The sequence below is a fragment of the Mesorhizobium sp. USDA 4413 genome (assembly GCF_056280365.1).
Genome location: NZ_JBVPRP010000001.1, coordinates 6499121 through 6511956 on the forward strand (window position 1 = coordinate 6499121; position 12836 = coordinate 6511956).

The 12836-nt window shown below is 64.1% G+C and carries 16 protein-coding genes; 12 read left to right on the forward strand and 4 right to left on the reverse strand.

Annotated features, from left to right (window positions below; genetic code table 11):
* Positions 1 to 65: 65 nt before the first annotated feature.
* Complete coding sequence (locus tag ACVMIM_RS31555) at positions 66 to 1043, reverse strand: Bug family tripartite tricarboxylate transporter substrate binding protein (RefSeq protein WP_040997442.1); 978 nt, start codon at positions 1041 to 1043, stop codon at positions 66 to 68.
* A 200-nt stretch (positions 1044 to 1243) separates the two neighbouring features.
* Between ACVMIM_RS31555 and ACVMIM_RS31560 the strand changes: the two genes are divergently transcribed.
* From ACVMIM_RS31560 to ACVMIM_RS31595, 8 genes are all read left to right on the forward strand, one after another.
* On the forward strand, positions 1244 to 1993 hold the full coding sequence (locus tag ACVMIM_RS31560; protein ID WP_476116803.1) for an IclR family transcriptional regulator: 750 nt from the start codon (positions 1244 to 1246) through the stop codon (positions 1991 to 1993).
* A gap of 99 nt (positions 1994 to 2092) precedes the next feature.
* Entirely contained in the window at positions 2093 to 2416 is a 324-nt protein-coding gene (locus tag ACVMIM_RS31565; protein WP_040997444.1) for an ArsR/SmtB family transcription factor, read from the forward strand.
* Positions 2413 to 2817, forward strand: a complete 405-nt coding sequence (locus tag ACVMIM_RS31570; protein WP_040997445.1) for an SRPBCC family protein — start codon at positions 2413 to 2415, stop codon at positions 2815 to 2817. Before ACVMIM_RS31565 ends, ACVMIM_RS31570 begins: the two co-directional genes overlap by 4 nt.
* A gap of 79 nt (positions 2818 to 2896) precedes the next feature.
* Entirely contained in the window at positions 2897 to 3289 is a 393-nt protein-coding gene (locus ACVMIM_RS31575) for a VOC family protein (protein WP_278052143.1), read from the forward strand.
* A 39-nt stretch (positions 3290 to 3328) separates the two neighbouring features.
* On the forward strand, positions 3329 to 3562 hold the full coding sequence (locus tag ACVMIM_RS31580; RefSeq protein WP_476116806.1) for a hypothetical protein: 234 nt from the start codon (positions 3329 to 3331) through the stop codon (positions 3560 to 3562).
* A complete protein-coding gene (locus ACVMIM_RS31585; RefSeq protein WP_476116808.1) occupies positions 3562 to 3975 on the forward strand; it encodes a DUF1801 domain-containing protein in 414 nt (137 codons plus the stop codon). Before ACVMIM_RS31580 ends, ACVMIM_RS31585 begins: the two co-directional genes overlap by 1 nt.
* A gap of 75 nt (positions 3976 to 4050) precedes the next feature.
* Entirely contained in the window at positions 4051 to 4449 is a 399-nt protein-coding gene (locus ACVMIM_RS31590) for a DUF1801 domain-containing protein (protein WP_476116810.1), read from the forward strand.
* A gap of 302 nt (positions 4450 to 4751) precedes the next feature.
* Complete coding sequence (locus ACVMIM_RS31595) at positions 4752 to 7238, forward strand: EAL domain-containing protein (RefSeq protein WP_476116812.1); 2487 nt, start codon at positions 4752 to 4754, stop codon at positions 7236 to 7238.
* Positions 7239 to 7352: 114 nt separating this feature from the next.
* On the opposite strand, the gene ACVMIM_RS31600 is transcribed toward ACVMIM_RS31595, so the two are convergent.
* Positions 7353 to 7907, reverse strand: coding sequence for a GNAT family N-acetyltransferase (locus tag ACVMIM_RS31600; protein WP_476116814.1), 555 nt, complete (start codon positions 7905 to 7907; stop codon positions 7353 to 7355).
* Between the two features lie 184 nt (positions 7908 to 8091).
* Between ACVMIM_RS31600 and ACVMIM_RS31605 the strand changes: the two genes are divergently transcribed.
* Complete coding sequence (locus ACVMIM_RS31605; protein ID WP_476116816.1) at positions 8092 to 8547, forward strand: DUF2214 family protein; 456 nt, start codon at positions 8092 to 8094, stop codon at positions 8545 to 8547.
* A 9-nt stretch (positions 8548 to 8556) separates the two neighbouring features.
* Here the strand turns inward: ACVMIM_RS31605 and nth are convergent, their stop codons facing one another.
* On the reverse strand, positions 8557 to 9363 hold the full coding sequence (nth, locus tag ACVMIM_RS31610) for an endonuclease III (RefSeq protein ID WP_476116818.1): 807 nt from the start codon (positions 9361 to 9363) through the stop codon (positions 8557 to 8559).
* A 22-nt stretch (positions 9364 to 9385) separates the two neighbouring features.
* Between nth and ACVMIM_RS31615 the strand changes: the two genes are divergently transcribed.
* On the forward strand, positions 9386 to 9880 hold the full coding sequence (locus tag ACVMIM_RS31615; protein ID WP_278052133.1) for a DUF2244 domain-containing protein: 495 nt from the start codon (positions 9386 to 9388) through the stop codon (positions 9878 to 9880).
* 26 nt (positions 9881 to 9906) lie between these two features.
* On the opposite strand, the gene ACVMIM_RS31620 is transcribed toward ACVMIM_RS31615, so the two are convergent.
* Entirely contained in the window at positions 9907 to 10782 is an 876-nt protein-coding gene (locus ACVMIM_RS31620; protein WP_476116820.1) for a class I SAM-dependent methyltransferase, read from the reverse strand.
* Between the two features lie 115 nt (positions 10783 to 10897).
* Here ACVMIM_RS31620 and ACVMIM_RS31625 point away from each other — a divergent pair, with 115 nt between their 5' ends.
* Together ACVMIM_RS31625 and ACVMIM_RS31630 are read left to right on the forward strand one after the other, a co-directional pair.
* Positions 10898 to 11803 (forward strand): methylated-DNA--[protein]-cysteine S-methyltransferase, encoded by a 906-nt coding sequence (locus ACVMIM_RS31625; protein ID WP_278052131.1) that lies wholly within the window; start codon positions 10898 to 10900, stop codon positions 11801 to 11803.
* A gap of 125 nt (positions 11804 to 11928) precedes the next feature.
* Entirely contained in the window at positions 11929 to 12834 is a 906-nt protein-coding gene (locus ACVMIM_RS31630; protein ID WP_476116822.1) for a ribokinase, read from the forward strand.
* Positions 12835 to 12836: the final 2 nt, after the last annotated feature.

The window sequence follows — 12836 nt, forward strand, 5'->3', positions numbered from 1 at the left end:
GCACGGTTCGCATGTTCATGCTGTCGCGGAGGCGGTGCCGCCTCCGCGCTCCGGTTGAAGCGGCGTCAGGCCAGACCGAGGTCCTTGAGGATGGCGCCGATGCGGGCGGTGTCCTCGGTGACAAACTTGGCGTAGTCGTCGCCGGTGAGCAGGATCGGCGTCCAGTTGCGGTTCTTGCATTCGGTCGCCCAGGCGTCGCTCTTGGCCATGGTCTCGACCAGCTTGATCATCGCGGCTTTGTCGTCATCGGAGATGCCGGGCGGCGCGAAGACGCCGCGCCAGTTGAACAGCTCGACATCGATGCCGGCCTCCTTCAGCGTCGGCGCATCGATGCCTTCCTGGCGCTTGTCGGCCGAGATGGCGAGCAATCTCAGCGCGCCCGCCTTCACCTGCTCGGAGAACTCGCCGTAGCCGGAAATGCCGGCCGCGACCTGGTTGCCGAGCAGCGCCGACAATGCCTCTCCGCCGCCCGCGAACGGCACGTAAGAGAGGTTCGCCGCCGGCACGCCTGCCGTCTTGGCGATCAAGCCGAACAGGATGTGGTCGGAGCCGCCGGCCGAGCCGCCGGCGACCGGAACCTTGCTCGGATCGGCTTTCAGCGCGGCGACGAAATCGGTGGCCGTCTTGAATGGCGACTCCGCCGGTACCACCAGCGCCTCGAACTCGCCGGTGAGACGGGCGATCGGTGTCACCTCGGTAAGGTTGTTGGCGGCCTTGTTGGCAATGATGGCGCCGACCATGACCATGCCGGCGACCATGAGCGAATTGCCCTTGCCCTTCCACTGGTTGACGAATTGCGGCAGGCCTACCGTGCCGCCGGCGCCGCCGACATTGGTGATCTGCGAGCCGGAGATGAGCTTCTCGGAGCGAAGCACCTGGTCGATCGCGCGGGCCGTCTGGTCCCAGCCACCACCGGGCGCCGCGGGGACGAAAATCTGGAGTTGCGGCGTGTCCTGCGCGAACGCCGGCGTGAGATGCAAGGCCGCGATAGCGGCGGCTCCGGCTGCCGCCGTGCCCGCCAGGAAATTGCGTCTGTTCAGCATGGGATTCCTCCAAATCACGACACCTCCTCCGGTGCCTGCCAAGACGTGGCCTGACCTCAGACCCGCAAAGAAGTTCAAGCAAATGTTACCGCGTTCTGTCAATGGGAATGGCATTCTGCTGGACAGAACGACTTGGGCGGGACTAAACCTGCGTGTCCGGGTCGGTCCGGACAGGCGACCGCGATGAAACCACCATTGAAATGACAGACACGACCCCCAGCCCGTCATCGGCCGACGGCGTTGCGGCGCTCGACCGCGCCATTGCCATCCTCGACGCCTTCACCACCGCAGACCGCTCGCTCGGCCTCGCCGAGATCGCTGCCCGTACCGGCCTCTACAAAAGCACGATCCTGCGGCTCGCCAATTCGCTGATGCGCGGGCAATTGCTGGAGCGTCTGGATAACGGACGCTATCGCATCGGGCCTGCCACGTTCCGGCTCGGCGCACTCTACCAGCGTTCGGTCGTGGCGATGGATATCCTTTCGCCGATCATGCGCGATCTTTCCGAGCAGAGCTGGGAAAGCGTCGCTTTCTATGTTCGCTCCGGCGACCTTCGCACCTGCCTATACCGAGTGGAGTCGAAGCACCCGATCCGCTACACGATCCGGGAGGGCGACGTACTGCCTCTGCTTGTCGGTTCCGGCGGCCGCGTGCTGGCCGCCTTTTCCGGCCAGCAGGGCGAGCCCTACGAGACGATCCGCAAGACCTACAACTACGTTTCGATCGGCGACCGTGATCCGCAGACCGCCGGCATATCGGCGCCTGTCTTCGGACCGGGACGGACGCTGCTGGGGGCGCTGACGCTGGCTGGCCCCAGCACGCGCGTCGACGCGGCCTTCCTCGAGCGCATGAAAGCCCCGCTGCTCAAGGCGGCGGCTCGCGCCACCCGCGCCTTCGGCGAGGATGCATCGATGCTGGACGAAGCCGCCAACGCAGAGAACGGATCTTAGCCAGCCATTGCGATTTGCCCTGGTGCCCTCATTCGCTGCTTGACTCATACATATCCCAGTGGTTATACGTCAATCAATAGCCAACGGGTTATTGATTGAATGACGGCCGATCACGACATGCTGTTCAGGACGCTCGCCGATCCGACGCGGCGCGCCATCTTCGAACGTCTCTGCCGCCAGGGCGAGCAGACGGTCGGAGCCCTTACGGCGCAGGCCGGCGTGTCGCAGCCGGCGGTGTCGAAGCATCTGGGCCTCCTCAAGGAGGCAGGCCTGGTGCGCGACCGTCATGAGGGGCGCCAGACCCACTACAGCGCGCAGCTCAAGGCGCTTGCGCCATTGATGGACTGGACGCGCGACATGGCGGGGTTCTGGGAAAGCCGGTTCGACGATCTGGAAGACCTGCTCAAAAGGATGGATCAATGAATGAAGCCGCAACGCGCTCCGTCGTCGTCGAGCGCGAGATACCTTTTCCGCCGGAAAAGATCTGGCGCGCGCTCACCCAACCGCATCTCATCGAGGAGTGGCTGATGAAGAACGACTTCAAGCCGGTCGTGGACCATCGCTTCAGCCTGAACGCGGAATGGGGCGGTGTCGACTGCCAGGTGCGGACGGTCGAGGCCAACAGGACCCTGTCCTACAGCTGGGACACCAAGGACCTCGAGAGCGTGGTCACCTGGACGCTAACCCCGACGGGCACGGGCACGCATCTGCGCATGGAGCAGGTCGGCTTCCGCACGGATCAGGAGCCGTACTACCGCGGCGCCACGGTGGGTTGGAAGCGCAACTTCACGGCCCTGGAACAGCTGCTTTCGCGGATCGACTGACGTCCGCCGAAGCTTCAAAAGACAGGCACGGTCCTGGCGGGGCGGCAAACCGCAGGCGTAAGCAATGGAGGCACCAAAAATGAAGATCAAGCTGACCAGCATCTATGTCGACGACCAGGAAAAGGCGCTCGGCTTCTACACCGACGTGCTGGGCTTCACCAAGAAGGCCGACTTCACCAACGGACCGTTTCGCTGGCTAACCGTCGTCTCGCCGGATGACCCCGACGGCACCGAGCTGCAGCTGGCCCTGAACGACAATCCGGCCGCAAAAACCTATCAGCAGGCCATCTTCAAGCAGGGCCAGCCGGCGCTGATGCTGTTCACCGACGACGTCAAGGCCGACCATGAGCGCATCAAGGCCAATGGCGGCACCTTCGCCATGGCGCCGACCGCGGTGACCGGCGCCACCATCGCGCAGCTAAACGACACCTGCGGCAACCTCATTCAGCTTTCGCAGCTGGCGCGCTGGTAGGCAGCTCGATCCGTCTCGTCATTCGCAAGGGAGGTTAGATTGCACTGGAGCAAATGGATCAGGCAGCTTCACCGCTGGCTATCGATCATCTTCACCATCACCGTCATTGCCAATTTCGCCGCCATGGCCATGGGCCCGCCGCCCGCCTGGATCGTCTATTCGCCGTTGGTCCCCCTTTTCCTGCTGCTGTTCAGCGGGCTCTACATGTTCGTGCTGCCCTACGCCGGCAGGCAGCGCGGTGAGCCGGCGGGCGAGCGCACGGGATCGGCCTGATGGCGAAGGCGAAACCTGTCCTGCTTTCGGGCGGCAACCCGCAAATTGCCAAGGGCTATGGCGACGCTCCCGTGCAGGCCTATATCGCGGCGATGCCGGGCTGGAAGAGCGGGGTCGGGCGCCGGCTCGACCAGCTCATCATCGAGGCCGTCCCCGACGTGCGGAAGGCCGTCAAATGGAACTCTCCATTCTATGGCATGGAAGGCGAAGGCTGGTTCCTCGGCATCCATTGCTTCGCCAGATACATCAAGGTGGCGTTTTTCCGCGGCCTGTCGCTGAAGCCAGTGCCGCCCGTCGAATCCAAGAGCAGGGACACACGCTATTTCCATATCCATGAGGACGACCAGCTTGACGAGGAGCAGTTTGTCTCCTGGGTGAAACAGGCAAGCCGGCTGCCCGGCGAACGGATGTAGGTGTAGAAAAGGTCAAGCGCCGTCTCCCTGACAGAGCCACGGTTGCACTTTCCAATCAGCTAAGGAGAACCCAACATGCAAAAAGCCGGCACGCGGGAGGAGAAGTCTCCGTCCGAGCTGATCGACGCGAGGATCAAGGAACTCGGCGACTGGCGCGGCGAGATGCTTGCCGGGCTCCGCGCCTTGATCCGGCAAGCCGCGCCCGATGCGGTCGAGACATGGAAATGGCGCGGCGTGCCGGTCTGGGAGGATGCCGGCATCATCTGCACAGGCGAGACCTACAAGGCCGTCGTCAAGCTGACCTTCGCCAGGGGCGCGGCACTGCCCGATCCCAAGAAGCTCTTCAACTCCAGCCTCGAAGGCAATACGAGGCGCGCCATCGATTTCAAGGAAGGCGACAAGGTCGACGCAGACGCTCTGAAGGCGCTCGTTCGCGAAGCCGTGGCTCTCAACAAATCCAAGACCAAACGCTGAGAGACGGCTGCCGCCGGTGCTATCGGATTGATGTTGCCAACTTTTCTTCCGCGCCCGCGCAACGCGGATCGATACTATCCAACTACTATCGTCCTCACGCAGCGTAAGCGTACTTCTCCTTCGTAAGCAATAAATCATGAAACAAATACTGGACAAATTTATCGGCCGTTAAGCCAGGCGCGCTATCTGGATCGATGTCGCCGGCAAGCGGGCGACATGCGGGGAAGAACATCGTCTCAACCGGCGGATGAACCAGTCGGACAGACACCGAGGGAGCCGGGCACGGGCTCCATGGGAATGGGATGAAGCTCTCGCCGACCGATGCCGCGCCGCGTCTCATCGGACTGGTCTGGCCTTTCGTCGCGGTCGTCCTGATCCAGGCGCTGGTTGCTACGCTCAGCCTCCATACGCTGTCCGCCGTCCGCGCCTATGTCGGCGGCGAAAGCCAATGGTCGAAAGGGCAGAAGCACGCCATCTATTTCCTGAGCCTCTATGCCGACACCGGCCGGGAAGAGTATTTCAACGAATATCATCAGGCCATCGCCGTGCCGCTCGCCGATCGCGCCGCGCGGCTGGCGCTCGAACAGGCCGAGCCCGACACGAATACGGCCCGGCTTGGTTTTCTTGGCGGCAACAACCACCCCGACGATGTCGCCGGCCTGATCTGGCTGTTCCGCAATTTCCGCGGCGTCAGCTATCTCGACACCGCGATCCGCCACTGGACGGCCGCCGACGAGATGATCCTCGCCATCGAAAGACTTGGCCACGACATGCATCGCAGGCTCGAAAAAGGGCCGGCCTCGCCGGTCGAGATCGGTCTCTTGAAGGCGGAAATCCACCAGCTCGACTACCGGATCGGGCCGCTTGCCAAGGCTTTCTCCGACAGCCTGGGCGAAGGATCGCGCTTCATCAAGATGGCGCTGACGGCGGCCAATATCGCGACCGCCGCGCTGCTTATCCTGCTCGCCGTCTGGCGCACGCGCAAGCTGATGAAACAGCGCCAGGCATTTCAGACAGCCCTCAACGCCGAGCGCGAGCGCGCTCAGATCACATTGGCCTCGATCGGTCAGGCCGTCATCAGCACCGATGCCGGGGGGCGGCTGGACTATATGAATGCCGGAGCGGAAAGGCTGCTCGCCTGTCCGCTGGCGGCCGCCAGGGGCAAGCCAGTCGCCTCGTTGCTCCGGCTCGTCGACAAGGACAGCGGCGTCGAGGAGACCGACCTGATCATGCGCCTGCTGGCAGGTGAGCCGCGCCGCTCCAACGTGCGCCCGCAGCTTTTGGAGCGTCTCGACGGCTCGGTCGTGCCCGTGGCGTTGAACGGCGCCCCGCTGATCGTTTCCGGCAAGATCCTCGGTTGCGTTCTGGCCCTGCACGACATGACGCGCGAGCAGGACTATATCGAGCGCCTGTCGTGGCAGGCATCGCATGATGCGCTGACCGGTCTCGTCAATCGCCGCGACTTCGAGAACCGGCTGGCGGGCGCGATCTCCGAAGCGCCGGAAAGGCTGCGCCGGCACGCGCTGATGTATCTCGACCTCGATCAGTTCAAGCTCGTCAACGACACATGTGGCCATGCCGCCGGCGACCAGTTGCTGCGCCAGATCTCGGTGCTGCTCGCCAACGAGCTGCCGCCCGGCGACATCCTGGCGAGACTGGGCGGCGACGAGTTCGGGGTGCTGCTCTTCGATTGCGATGCCGACTGTGCCGCGGCGACCGCCGAGCGCTTGCGCGCGACGGTCCAGGATCTGCATTTCTCCTGGGATGGGCGTCCCTTCAACATCAGCGTCAGCATCGGCATGGTCGAAGTCGCCAATGCCGGCATGACATTGGAGGAGGTGCTGCGCGCCGCCGACGTCGCCTGCTACATGGCCAAGGAAAAGGGCCGCAACCGCGTCCAGCTCCACAGCGACGGGGACACGGCGCTGCGCGAACGCTTCGGTGAGATGGCCTGGGTGCAGCGCCTGCATGCGGCGCTGGACGAGAACCGCTTCAGGCTGCATGCGCAGGAGATCGCGCCGCTGCGGAGCGATATTGCCGAGGCAGGCGCGCATATCGAAATCCTGCTGAGGCTGACCGACGAGGACGGCAGCTTCGTCACCCCGCAGAGCTTCATTCCGGCGGCCGAGCGCTACGGCTTGATGCCGGCGATCGACCGCTGGGTGGTGCGCAACGCTTTCGCCACCTTGGCGGCGATGCTTACCGATCCGCGCGCGGCGCCTATATCCACCTGCGCGATCAATCTATCCGGCGCGACGTTCGGCGACGAGACGTTCCTGGGCTTCATGCGCGAGCAGTTCGCCGCGCACGCGATCGCACCCGAAACGATCTGCCTGGAGATCACCGAGACCAGCGCTATCGCCAATCTGACCGAGGCGATGCGTTTCATTGCCGACCTGCGCGGACTGGGCTGCCGCTTCGCGCTCGACGATTTCGGCTCCGGCATGTCGTCCTTCGCCTATCTCAAGCATCTGCCGGTCGATTATCTCAAGATCGACGGCGGCTTCGTCAAGGACATGCTCGACGACCGCATCGACCGCGCCATGGTCGAGATGATCCATCATATCGGCAAGGTCACGGGAAAGCGCACCATCGCCGAATTCGTCGAAAGCGACGGCATCGTCGAGGGCCTGAAGACGATCGGTGTCGATTATGCCCAGGGCTATGCGATTGCCCGGCCCCAGCCGTTCGATGCCACCACCGTTCTGCGTGGCAATCGGAGCGAGTGCGATGCAACGGCGGATAGCTGGGAGACTTTGGCGCGAACGCTGCGCCGCAAAGCCGGCTAATTACCGAGCTGGAGCAATTCCAGGAGTGGGAGGGCTCGGCGCCTTGCCGCAGCCTTCCGCCTGGATTCGCGTCGAAACAAAGGATAGAGCGGTTCGCCGATTCCGTTAACCGCTCTAGCGGACAATCCCTCCGGCCTGCCGTTCCAAGAGGATCGTAGGCTTCTCGTGATAGGTGGTCCGCAAAATCTCTCTATAGCCGTTCCTTTCGGCCACCTTGAGCGAGGCGCCGTTTTCCGGATCGATGATGCAGACGGTTCTTGCCTGTCCGAACACCTCGTCGCTCCAGGCGACGATCCGCCCGACGACCTCGCTCGCGAGGCCCCGGCCATGCGCCTCCGAGGCCATGGCCCAGCCGGCTTCCGGCACGCCTTCGATCGAAGGTTCGATCTCGCGCTTCAGGTCATGGAAACCGGCCTCGCCGATGAAGCGCCCCGTCGCCTTGTCCTCGATCGCCCAAAACCCGTAGCCGATCAGCGACCATAGCCCGGCATGGCGCAGGAAGCGCATCCAGCTTTCCTCGCGCGTGCGCGGCTTGCCGCCAATGAAACGGGTGACGGCAGGCTCCGCCCACATGACGGCATAGGTCTCGAAATCGCCCAGGCGGTGCGGCCGCAGAACGGTGCGCGCCGTCTCGAGTATCGGCACGCCGGCTTCCGTTGTGATGCTCATGGCTTCCTCCATTGAGGCGACAGCGCTTAGCAAACCGGGACGCGCGAACAAGGGCCAGGACAATGCGGTGGCTCTTCCAGCCATACCGGCCTTCGCACGGCCGCATCGCTATGGGCTTTTCGCCTGACGATGCTAGTTTGCGCGCGAAGCCGACCTGGAAACGCAAAGTCGACCGGAGAAAACCATGGACACCACCGACCTGTTGCTGGCGATTGCGCATCATCTTCTGGTGTTCTCGCTGGCCGGCATCATCGGCGCAGAGTTCGTGCTGGTGCGCGGCGATCTGGGCGCGGCGACGCTGAAGCGCCTTGCCGGCATCGACCGTCACTACGGCATCATCGCCGCGCTGATCGTCATCGTCGGCGTCAGCCGGGTGTTCTTCGGTCTCAAAGGCTGGGAATTCTACGTCTACAACTGGGTGTTCTGGGCAAAGATAGTGGCCTTCGCCATCGTCGGCCTGCTGTCCATCGTGCCCACCACGCGCTTTCTCTCCTGGAACAGGCAGGCCGGCGGCAACCCCTCCTTCGCGGTGCCGGCCGCGGAACTCGCCTCGGTGAAGAACTATGTTCGCGCCGAGGGCTTTATCTTCCTGCTTATTCCGGTCTTCGCCGCGGCCATGGCGCGCGGCTACGGTTATTAGCGAACGGCCTTAGGCTTCGACCGGAAACGTCTCATCCAGCGGCGCGATCGGCACCAGCGGGGCCGGTATGTCGGTGGTCTTTTCCTTCGACTTGCAGATATCGGCTATCACGCAGACCGGGCAGTCGGGCTTGCGCGCCTTGCAGACATATCGGCCATGCAGGATCAACCAATGATGCGCATGGCGCATATATTCGGCCGGGATGACCTTGAGCAGCCTTTGTTCGACCTGCTCGGGCGTATTGCCGGGCGCCAGCCCGATCCGGTTGCCGATGCGGAAGATATGCGTGTCGACCGCCATGGTGGGCTGGCCGAAGGCGACGTTGAGCACGACATTGGCGGTCTTGCGCCCCACGCCCGGCAACTTCACCAGCTCGTCGCGATCCTGAGGCACCTTGCCCCCATACTCCTCGATCAGCGCCTTCGACAGCGCGATCACGTTCTTGGCCTTGTTGCGCCACAGACCGATGGTGCGGATATAGTCGCCGACCTTGGCCTCGCCCAATGCCAGCATCTTGGCCGGCGTGTCGGCCGCCGCGAACAACGCCTTCGTCGCCTTGTTGACGCCGGCATCTGTCGCTTGCGCCGACAGCACCACCGCGACCAGCAGGGTGAAGGCGTTGACATAGTCGAGCTCGCCTTTCGGCTCCGGCCGCTGCACGGAAAAACGCCGGAAGATCTCATCCACCTCGGCAGGGCTGTAGAGCGATCGCGACGCGGCTTTTCGCGGCCGTGCGCGGGGCGCCCGGCCGCTGCCGGCAAGGAAAGGTTGAGGTTTTTTGACAGCTGCGGATTTTTTCGACTTGGGAGGCGCCATTTCCTTCCTATAATATTCCCTCATGAGCGACACAAACGCCTCGTTCCGGGCCGACGAGCCATTTTTCCAGGCCCTGCTGACGCCGCACCGCTCGCTCGGCCGCACCGGCTTTCTGATCCTGATGGGGGCGCTTCTGTTCGGCTGGGCGGTCACCGGCGCCTTCTTCCTGGCGCATGGCGCCTGGCCGGTATTCGGCTTTTTCGGCCTCGACGTGATCGCCGTCTACATCGCCTTCCGCGCCAATTACCGCGCCGCGCGCGCCCGCGAGGAAATCTCGGTCTCGCGCACCAGTCTCGACATCCGCAAGACAGCACCGTCCGGGCGTTCCGAAGCGCATCATTTCAATCCGTTCTGGACACGGTTTTCGATCGCCCGCCATGCTGAGATCGGTATCACCAGAATGGCGGTGGAAGCGCAAGGGAGGAGCGTGGCGATCGGCGGTTTCCTCAATCCCGACGACCGCGAAAGTTTCGCTACCGCCTTTTCGCGCGCGCTGGCGACCGCCAAGACGCGCTGAGCATGATCCCGAACCGAAGGTCCGCGTCAGCGAAAAGTGGACGCCGGTTTTCGGACAAGATCATGCTTTGAGCAAAACAGGCGTATCAGAACCGGTAGCGCAGCAGCCTGCCGACCTTGCGCATGCCGGGGATGAGCCTCCAGAGGTTGATGAACAGGCGCGCGGACCAGCCCAGGCGCGCGCCTTGCTCCGGCTTGTAGGACGGAATCTCGCCGATGAAGCGAAGTTTCGGAACCGCCCGCTCCAGTTCGCGCGGATCCTCGATCCCAATGAACTTCGGAGCCCGTTGCCTTGATGGCCGGATTGAGGCGGATCAGCTTCAGCCCGAAACGGCTGTAGGCATCGAACATCAGCTCTCCGCCGGCGAGATGCGAAACAAGCCGCGCGAAGAGCCGCGGCCCCTCGTCGGCGGCAAGATACGGCGTCAGCCCCTCGGCTACGACCATCGCCGGGCGATTGCGCGGCACCTCGGCCAACCATCCCGGTTCGATCACCGATGAAGCGATCAGATGGTAGTAACGGTCCCTGGACGGATAGAGCCTGCGCCTGAGCTCGACGACATCAGGATAGTCGACATCGAACCAATCCACGCCCGGCGGCGGATCGACCCGGTAAATGCGCGTGTCCAGCCCGCATCCCAGATGCAGCACGATCGCGTCCGGATATTTTGCAAGGAAATCCCGGACGTTGACGTCCAGCGTCTTCGCCCTGATGGCAAAACCCAGGCCGAGATTGCCGTCGACCTTGAGCCTTGCGAAATCGTAGTCGATCTTGCGTACCGCCTCCTCGGCGAAGCGGTCCTGGAGCAGCGAGTTGGGCGACCGGCTCTCCAGCGCCTTGCCGTAGAGCGTCATCAGCAAGGTTTCCTTCGCCCCGGTCAGATCGACCTTTTCGCCGGCCATGATTGTCCTCTTCGTTCCGAAGCTCACTCTATCTGGATGCGGGCGGCGGGAAGGCAAGTTTCGGGTGGTTGCAAAGCTCTGGAAGACCGATATTCGCGGCCAAGGAGATATTGCCATGAACGCTCAGATGACCATGAATACACGGATGAAACCGACCGCGATCCTTGAGAACGACGTCACGCCCGAAGGCAGCGACTATGATGTCGTGCGCCGCGCCATTGAGAAGATCAGCCTCGACTATCGCGACCAGCCCTCGCTGGAGGTGCTGGCCGAGGAAGTCGGCGAGACGCCGACCGGCCTGCAGAAGCTGTTCACGCGCTGGGCCGGCCTGTCGCCCAAGGCCTTCCTGCAGGCGGTGACGCTCGACCATGCGCGCAGGCTGCTCGATTCCGGCATGCCGCTCCTGGAGACGTCGTTCGAGCTCGGCATGTCCGGCCCTGGCCGGCTGCACGACCTCTTCGTCACCCATGAGGCGATGTCGCCCGGCGACTACAAGACCCGCGGCGCGGGTCTCACCATCCGCTACGGCTATCACATCTCGCCTTTCGGCATCGCGCTCATCATGGTCACCGACCGGGGTCTCGCAGGCCTCGCCTTCTGTGACGCCGGCGGCGAGCGGGCTGCCTTCGCCGACATGTCCGGCCGCTGGCCGAACGCGACCTATGTCGAGGACATGTCGGCCACCCAGGCTTACGCGGCGCGGGTCTTCGACCCGACGAAGTGGCGCGCCGACCAGCCGCTGCGCGTGGTGATGATCGGCACCGATTTCCAACTCCGCGTCTGGGAAGCGTTGCTGCGCATCCCGATGGGCAGGGCCTGCACCTATTCCTCGATCGCGGCAAGCATTGGCGCGCCCAATGCCAGCCGGGCCGTCGGCGCGGCCGTAGGCGCCAACCCGATGTCCTTCGTGGTGCCCTGCCACCGGGCGCTGGGCAAGTCCGGCGCGCTCACCGGCTATCACTGGGGCCTGACGCGCAAACGCGCCATCCTCGGTTGGGAAGCGGGGCAGGTGGCGTCCTGAAGCGCGCGGCCAGGACCCTGTGGAGATTTCCTAGCACTTTGATTTTGCGCATGATCGCCTCTGAAATCGGTTTCGATTTTCGGGGTCATGCGTTAGCTTCCCGCGCATCAGCGGGAGGCAGTTTCTTGATTATCGTTGTCGGTTCGATCAACCTCGACCTCATCGCCAACGTCGACCGCTTGCCGGAACCCGGCGAGACGGTGCGCGGCTCCGGCTTCGTCACCGCGCCCGGCGGCAAGGGCGCCAACCAGGCCCTGGCCGCGGCGCGGGCGGGAGCGCAGGTGCGCATGGTAGGCGCGGTCGGCAAGGATAGCTTTGCCGCCGAAGCGCTCGCCCTTCTCAAGGCCGGCAATGTCGATCTCTCCGGTGTCGGCGAGAGCTTCGCCTCCACCGGCACGGCTTTGATCCTGGTTGGCGCCGATGGCGAAAACGTCATCGCCGTCGTGCCGGGCGCCAATGATTCGGTGGTGCCGGGCGATGTCGCCAAGGCTTACCTCAAAAAGGGCGATGTCGTGCTCTTGCAGCATGAGATCCCGCTGCAGACGGTCGAGGCCACGCTGGATGCCGCGCGCGCGGCAGGCGCCGTCAGCGTGCTCAACACCGCCCCCTTCCGGGCTGAAGCCGCCGGCTTCCTCGGCAAGGCCAACTATGCCGTCGCCAACGAAACCGAATTCGATCTCTATGGCGAGGCGCTGTCGCTTTCGGGCCGTGACCGCCCTGCCCGCATGCGCGACTATGCCCAAAAGACCGGCCGCGCCATCGTTGTCACGCTCGGCGGCGACGGCGTGCTCGCGGCCACGCCTCACGATTTCCTCACCATTCCGGCGCTGAAGATCACGCCGGTCGACACGGTCGGCGCCGGCGACACCTTCTGCGGCTATTTCGGCGCCGGCCTCTCGTCCGGTCTCTCACTTCAGGATGCGCTCGCCCGCGCCGCCGCGGCCGGGTCGCTCGCCTGCCTGAAGCCCGGCGCGCAGCCGGCGATTCCGCTGGCCAAGGATGTCGACGGGGCTTTGGCGGGCACCCGTTAAGC

What these genes read in the sequence shown, in the direction of transcription:
- ACVMIM_RS31555 (WP_040997442.1), bottom strand. Translation starts at nt 1,043, where the DNA reads ATGCTGAACAGACGCAATTTCCTGGCGGGCACGGCGGCAGCCGGAGCC.
- ACVMIM_RS31560 (WP_476116803.1), top strand. Translation starts at nt 1,244, where the DNA reads ATGACAGACACGACCCCCAGCCCGTCATCGGCCGACGGCGTTGCGGCG.
- ACVMIM_RS31565 (WP_040997444.1), top strand. Translation starts at nt 2,093, where the DNA reads ATGACGGCCGATCACGACATGCTGTTCAGGACGCTCGCCGATCCGACG.
- ACVMIM_RS31570 (WP_040997445.1), top strand. Translation starts at nt 2,413, where the DNA reads ATGAATGAAGCCGCAACGCGCTCCGTCGTCGTCGAGCGCGAGATACCT.
- ACVMIM_RS31575 (WP_278052143.1), top strand. Translation starts at nt 2,897, where the DNA reads ATGAAGATCAAGCTGACCAGCATCTATGTCGACGACCAGGAAAAGGCG.
- ACVMIM_RS31585 (WP_476116808.1), top strand. Translation starts at nt 3,562, where the DNA reads ATGGCGAAGGCGAAACCTGTCCTGCTTTCGGGCGGCAACCCGCAAATT.
- ACVMIM_RS31590 (WP_476116810.1), top strand. Translation starts at nt 4,051, where the DNA reads ATGCAAAAAGCCGGCACGCGGGAGGAGAAGTCTCCGTCCGAGCTGATC.
- ACVMIM_RS31595 (WP_476116812.1), top strand. Translation starts at nt 4,752, where the DNA reads ATGAAGCTCTCGCCGACCGATGCCGCGCCGCGTCTCATCGGACTGGTC.
- ACVMIM_RS31600 (WP_476116814.1), bottom strand. Translation starts at nt 7,907, where the DNA reads ATGAGCATCACAACGGAAGCCGGCGTGCCGATACTCGAGACGGCGCGC.
- ACVMIM_RS31605 (WP_476116816.1), top strand. Translation starts at nt 8,092, where the DNA reads ATGGACACCACCGACCTGTTGCTGGCGATTGCGCATCATCTTCTGGTG.
- nth (WP_476116818.1), bottom strand. Translation starts at nt 9,363, where the DNA reads ATGGCGCCTCCCAAGTCGAAAAAATCCGCAGCTGTCAAAAAACCTCAA.
- ACVMIM_RS31615 (WP_278052133.1), top strand. Translation starts at nt 9,386, where the DNA reads ATGAGCGACACAAACGCCTCGTTCCGGGCCGACGAGCCATTTTTCCAG.
- ACVMIM_RS31620 (WP_476116820.1), bottom strand. Translation starts at nt 10,782, where the DNA reads ATGGCCGGCGAAAAGGTCGATCTGACCGGGGCGAAGGAAACCTTGCTG.
- ACVMIM_RS31625 (WP_278052131.1), top strand. Translation starts at nt 10,898, where the DNA reads ATGAACGCTCAGATGACCATGAATACACGGATGAAACCGACCGCGATC.